At 75.8% G+C, this 4,944-nt stretch carries 6 protein-coding genes; 3 read left to right on the top strand and 3 right to left on the bottom strand.

Going from position 1 to position 4,944, the window contains the following annotated elements; all coding sequences use genetic code 11:
• On the bottom strand, window positions 1–868 hold an 868-nt coding region (locus JZ5iCDA_RS15565; RefSeq protein ID WP_139123154.1), incomplete at its 3' end, for a protein kinase domain-containing protein.
• A 103-nt stretch (window positions 869–971) separates the two neighbouring features.
• Here JZ5iCDA_RS15565 and JZ5iCDA_RS15560 point away from each other — a divergent pair.
• Complete coding sequence (locus JZ5iCDA_RS15560) at window positions 972–1,409, top strand: Rv2175c family DNA-binding protein (RefSeq protein ID WP_069387975.1); 438 nt, start codon at window positions 972–974, stop codon at window positions 1,407–1,409.
• 27 nt (window positions 1,410–1,436) lie between these two features.
• On the opposite strand, the gene JZ5iCDA_RS15555 is transcribed toward JZ5iCDA_RS15560, so the two are convergent.
• Window positions 1,437–2,600, bottom strand: a complete 1,164-nt coding sequence (locus JZ5iCDA_RS15555) for a polyprenyl synthetase family protein (RefSeq protein WP_253182126.1) — start codon at window positions 2,598–2,600, stop codon at window positions 1,437–1,439.
• A 23-nt stretch (window positions 2,601–2,623) separates the two neighbouring features.
• On the bottom strand, window positions 2,624–2,911 hold the full coding sequence (locus tag JZ5iCDA_RS15550) for a hypothetical protein (RefSeq protein WP_069387974.1): 288 nt from the start codon (window positions 2,909–2,911) through the stop codon (window positions 2,624–2,626).
• A 13-nt stretch (window positions 2,912–2,924) separates the two neighbouring features.
• Here JZ5iCDA_RS15550 and JZ5iCDA_RS15545 point away from each other — a divergent pair, with 13 nt between their 5' ends.
• Entirely contained in the window at window positions 2,925–3,470 is a 546-nt protein-coding gene (locus JZ5iCDA_RS15545) for a PP2C family protein-serine/threonine phosphatase (protein ID WP_253182125.1), read from the top strand.
• Window positions 3,471–3,504: 34 nt separating this feature from the next.
• Window positions 3,505–4,785, top strand: a complete 1,281-nt coding sequence (locus tag JZ5iCDA_RS15540; RefSeq protein ID WP_069387973.1) for a VWA domain-containing protein — start codon at window positions 3,505–3,507, stop codon at window positions 4,783–4,785.
• Window positions 4,786–4,944 lie beyond the last annotated feature (159 nt).

The raw sequence follows: 4,944 nt of genomic DNA, 5'->3' as shown, positions 1-4,944 counted from the left end.
CGAGGTCCGCGGGGTCGAGCGCGGCCCGCACCGAGCGCACGAGGGCGAGGGCGGCCCCGGCGTCGGCCGGGCGGTCGGCGGGGTCCCGCGCGGCGAGCGCGCACAGGAGGTCGTCGACCTCCGGCGGGATCCACGCCGCGGTGTCGGACGCGGGCGGGACGTCGTTGTTGACGTGCTGGAAGGCGACCTGGATCGGCGTCGACCCGGTGTGCGGCACCGAGCCCAGCAGCATCTCGTAGGCGAGGATGCCGACCGCGTACACGTCGGTGCGCGCGTCGCACGCGCCGGTCGCGATGAGCTCGGGGGAGAGATAGGCGACGGTCCCGAGGATCGTCCCCGTCGTCGTCGACGTGACGTCGTTGACGGCGCGTGCGAGCCCGAAGTCCGTCACCTTGAGCCGGCCCTCGGTGTCGAGGAGGACGTTCTCGGGCTTGACGTCGCGGTGCACCAGGCCCGCGCGGTGCGCGGCGGCGAGCGCGTCGAGGACGTCGGCGAGGACGTCGAGCGTGCGCCCGAGGGACAGCGTGCCCTCCGCGAGGAGGAGGCGGCGCAGGTTCGACCCGGCGACGTACTCCATCGTCAGGTAGCTCGTCTCGCCGTCGAGCCCCTGGTCGTAGACCGCGACGAGGCCGGGGTGCGTGAGCCGCGCCGCGGCCCGGGCCTCCCGCCGGAACCGGGAGACGAAGTCGGCCCCCGTTGCTCCCTCGGCGAGGTGGGGGTGCATGACCTTGAGCGCGACGTCGCGGTCGAGCCGCCGGTCCACCGCGCGGTACACCGTCGCCATCCCGCCGCGGGCGATGCGCGACACGACCTCGTAGCGCCCGTCGACCAGGCGGCCTACGAGGGGATCGGTCGTCACGGTGGCCACGGACGAAGTCTAGGCGGCGAGATGTGGCGATCCCGTGAGCCCGCGCGACGGGTCGCGCGCGACGTGCGCGGGGTCGGTCACGGGAGCGCCGTAGGCTGTCGGGGTGAACGATCGTGACGTGACCGCCGCGGGGGACGACGCCGCGGACCTGGACGCCCTGGTGGGCGAGTGGCTCACCCTCCCGGACCTCGCGGAGGCGCTGGGGACCGACGTCGGGAAGGCGCGCCGGCTCGTCCAGGAGCGCCGCGTCGTCGGGGTGCGCCGCGGCGAGCGGTCGACGTTCCAGGTGCCCGCGCGGTTCCTCGTGCCGCTCCACCTCGTCGACCCGGCGAACGCCGGGCGCCCGACGGGCGACAACCGGCTCGGCGTGCTCGCGAGCCTGCAGGGCACGATTGTCGTGCTGACCGACGCCGGGTTCAGCGACGCAGAGATCGTCGGGTGGCTGTTCCGGCGCGACGACGAGCTGGGCGAGGCGCCCCTCGACGCGCTCCTGTCGGGCCGCAAGGCCCACGTGCGGCGCGTCGCGCAGTCCCTGGCCTGACGGCCAGGTCCGACCGGCGGCGAACGGTCAGGCGGCGCGCTCGACGGCGGCGCGCGCGAGCATCCCGAGCATCGTCGCGCCCGGCTCCGCGAGCTGCGCGCTGCCGAGGGCGTCGAAGGCGCGCGAGGTCAGCTCGTCGATGAGCGTCTCGACGGACGCGAGCGCGCCGGTGCGGACCAGCACCTCGCGCAGGCGCTCGACCGTGGCCTCGTCGAGGTCCGCGTCGCCGAGCCTCGAGCGCAGCAGGTCCCGCTCCGTGGGGGACGCGGCGCCGAGCGCGCGCACCACGAGCACCGTGCGCTTGCCCTCGCGCAGGTCGTCGCCCGCGGGCTTGCCCGTGACGCGCGCGTCGCCGAAGACGCCGAGGACGTCGTCGCGCAGCTGGAACGCCTCGCCGACCGGCAGGCCGAACGTGGCGGTGGCGGCGACGGCCGCGTCGTCCGCTCCCGCGAGGGCGGCGCCGAGCGCGATCGGGTGCTCGACGGAGTACCGCGCCGACTTGGACCGGACGACGGCTCGGGACCGCGCCTCGTCGGCGGCGAGGTCCTCGCCCCACGGCAGCACCTGCGCGTGGACGTCGAGGTACTGCCCCACCGTCACCTCGGTCTGCATCCGGCCGAACACGCCGCGCGCGCGTGCCGCGACGTCGGCGGGGACGCCGGCGAGCGCGTCGCCGAGCTCGCGGTGGCTCGCGATGAGCGCGAGGTCGCCGAGCAGGATCGCCGCGTTCTCGCCGTACCGGTCCGCGTCGCCCGACCAGCCGGCGGTGCGGTGGAGCGCGGCGAAGGCGCGGTGCGCCGTGGGGCGCCCGCGCCGGGTGTCCGACGCGTCCATGACGTCGTCGTGGAAGAGCGCGGCCGCCTGGAACAGCTCGAGCGCCGCGCCGGCGCGGAGCACGACGTCGCGACGCGGGTCCTCCGGGTCGCCGCCGTGGGCACGCCAGGACCAGTAGCAGAACGCGGCGCGCAGACGCTTGCCCCCGGCCAGCAGCTCCTCGGTGGCTCGGGCGAGGGGTGCGCCGTCGGGGTGGGTCGCGGTCAGCTCGTCCGCCATCGTGGCGCACGCGACCCGCAGCGCGTCGTCCACACCGGCGCGCACTCCCTCGCGGTCCACGAGCGACGCGGCGCTCTCGGCGGGGACCGGGGCGGGGCCGGTCGACGGGCTGGAGGAGGCGGTGGTCCCGTTCGGCACGGGGGCAGCCTATGCGACGCGGGTCAGCCCGCGGCGACCTGGCCGCTGATCGTGACGAGCCGCTGCTCCTCGTCGTCGAGGACCCCGACGGCGACCGACTCCGCGGGCGCGTCGGGCGCCGCGGCGCGCACGAAGGTCGTCAGGGACGTCAGCGCGCTCGGCACGGCTGCGGGCGAGACCGTGAAGCCCGCCGCGCCGAGCGTCTCGGCGTAGTAGGCCGTCAGCGTGTCGACGGGCTCCTCCGAGCGCAGGTTGAGCGTGATGTCGACGCGGGCTCCGTCGTCCGACGGGCGCGCCGAGCTGGCGAGCACCTGCGACGCGGTCGTGGCGGCGAACGAGGCCGTCCGCGTCGCCGCCGGCCCGGCGGGTCACCACGAGAACCCGCCGTCGTGCACGTTCGCGGCGGCCGTGGTCGACGGCCCGCTCGTCGTGACCGGCTGGGTGGGCGACTCGCGCGCGTACTGGCTGCCCGACGAGGGCGACGCCCACCAGCTCAGCGTCGACGACTCGTGGGCGCAGGAGATGATCGCGCAGGGCGTGCCCCGCGCGCAGGCCGAGACGAGCCCGCAGGCGCACGCGATCACGCGCTGGCTCGGCCCCGACGCCCCGGACCCGACGGCCCGCACGGCCGCGACGCTGCCCGACGGCCCCGGCTGGGTGCTCGTCTGCTCGGACGGGCTGTGGAACTACTGCTCCCCCGCGGGCGACCTCGCCGCGCTCGTGCGCGGCACCGAGACGACGACCGGGCGCGACCCGGCGGCGCTCGCGTCCGCGCTCGTGCGCTGGGCGAACGCGCAGGGCGGGCGCGACAACATCACGGTCGCCCTCGCCCGCGTCGAGGCGCTCGAACCGCACCCGCCGACCCGATAGCCTGCCCGCACACCGCACCACCGAAGGAGCCCCCATGGCCGAGTTCTCCGCCGAGGTCTACCAGAACGAGTTCCTGTCCGACGGCGCGACGGACGTCCACGCGATCGTCACCGTGTCGTGCACGGGCGCCGGGACGGCCGGCGGCGGCGCCACGGGCGGGGTGGCGGAGATCATCATGGTCGACACGTCCGGGTCGATGTCCGGGCGCAACATCGAGGCGGCGAAGCACGCGGCGCAGGTGGCCGTGGACCAGATCCTCGACGGGACGTGGTTCGCCATCGTCGGTGGCAGCCACGTCGCGAACCGCGCGTTCCCCTACCCCAACGCGCGCATGGCGATGGTCCAGATGGAGCCGGGCGCGCGCGCCGAGGCCAAGCGCGCGATCTCGATGATGACGCCGGGCGGCGGCACGGCGATGAGCACGTGGCTGCGCCTCGCGGACCAGCTCTTCGAGACGGTGCCCCACGCGACGCAGCGGCACGCGATCCTTCTCACCGACGGCAAGAACGAGTCCGAGCCGCGGGCCAACCTGTCGGCCGCGGTGCGCGACGTGACGGGCCACTTCCAGTGCGACGCGCGCGGCGTCGGGTCGCGCTGGCAGGTCGACGAGCTGCGCGAGATCGCGACCGCCCTCCTCGGGACGGTCGACCTCATCGCCGACCCGAGCGAGATCGCCGCGGACTTCGAGGCGCTCATGCAGGCGTCGATGGCGCGCGGTGTCGCGTCCGCGGACCTGCGGGTGTGGGCGCCGCAGGGCGCCCAGGTGCTGTTCGTGCGCCAGGTCGCCCCGACGGTCGAGGACCTCACGACGCGCCGCTCCGAGGTCAACCCGCTCACGGGCGCCTACCCCACCGGGTCGTGGGGCGACGAGTCGCGCGACTACCACGTCGCCGTGCGGGTCGCGTCGAAGCCGGTCGGCTCCGAGCAGCTCGCGGCGCGCGTGCAGCTCGCGGTGGGCGGGGAGGTGGTCGCCTCCGGGCTGGTCAAGGCCCGCTGGTCCGACGACGAGTCGCTCACGACGCGCATCAACCCGGAGGTCGCGCACTACACGGGCCAGACCGAGCTCGCGGCCGCGATCCAGGAGGGCCTCGCGGCGAAGGCCGCCGGTGACGAGGCGACGGCGACCGTCAAGCTCGGGCGCGCCGTCCAGCTCGCGCAGCAGACCGGGAACGCCGAGGCGACGACGCGGCTGCGCAAGGTCGTCGACGTCGACAGCGAGGAGCAGGGCACCGTGCGGCTCAAGCGCAACACGGACAAGCTCGACGAGATGGCGCTCGACACCGCCTCGACGAAGACGACGCGGGTGCGCCGGTGAGCCCCGTCGTCTGCCCCAACGGGCACACCTCGCAGGCGACCGACTACTGCGACGTCTGCGGCGAGCCGCTGGGGGCCGCGACCCCGGCGCCCACCCCCGCTCCCGCCCCGGCGACGCCTGCCGCCGAGAGCCCGGCCGCGGCCCCGGCACGGGCGACGT

Origin of the sequence: Cellulosimicrobium cellulans (assembly GCF_001722485.1) — a bacterium.
In the GTDB taxonomy this organism is placed as follows: Bacteria; Actinomycetota; Actinomycetes; order Actinomycetales; family Cellulomonadaceae; genus Cellulosimicrobium; species Cellulosimicrobium cellulans_A.
Note: the sequence above shows the minus strand (reverse complement) of the source record. Positions and strands in the feature narration are given on the sequence as shown.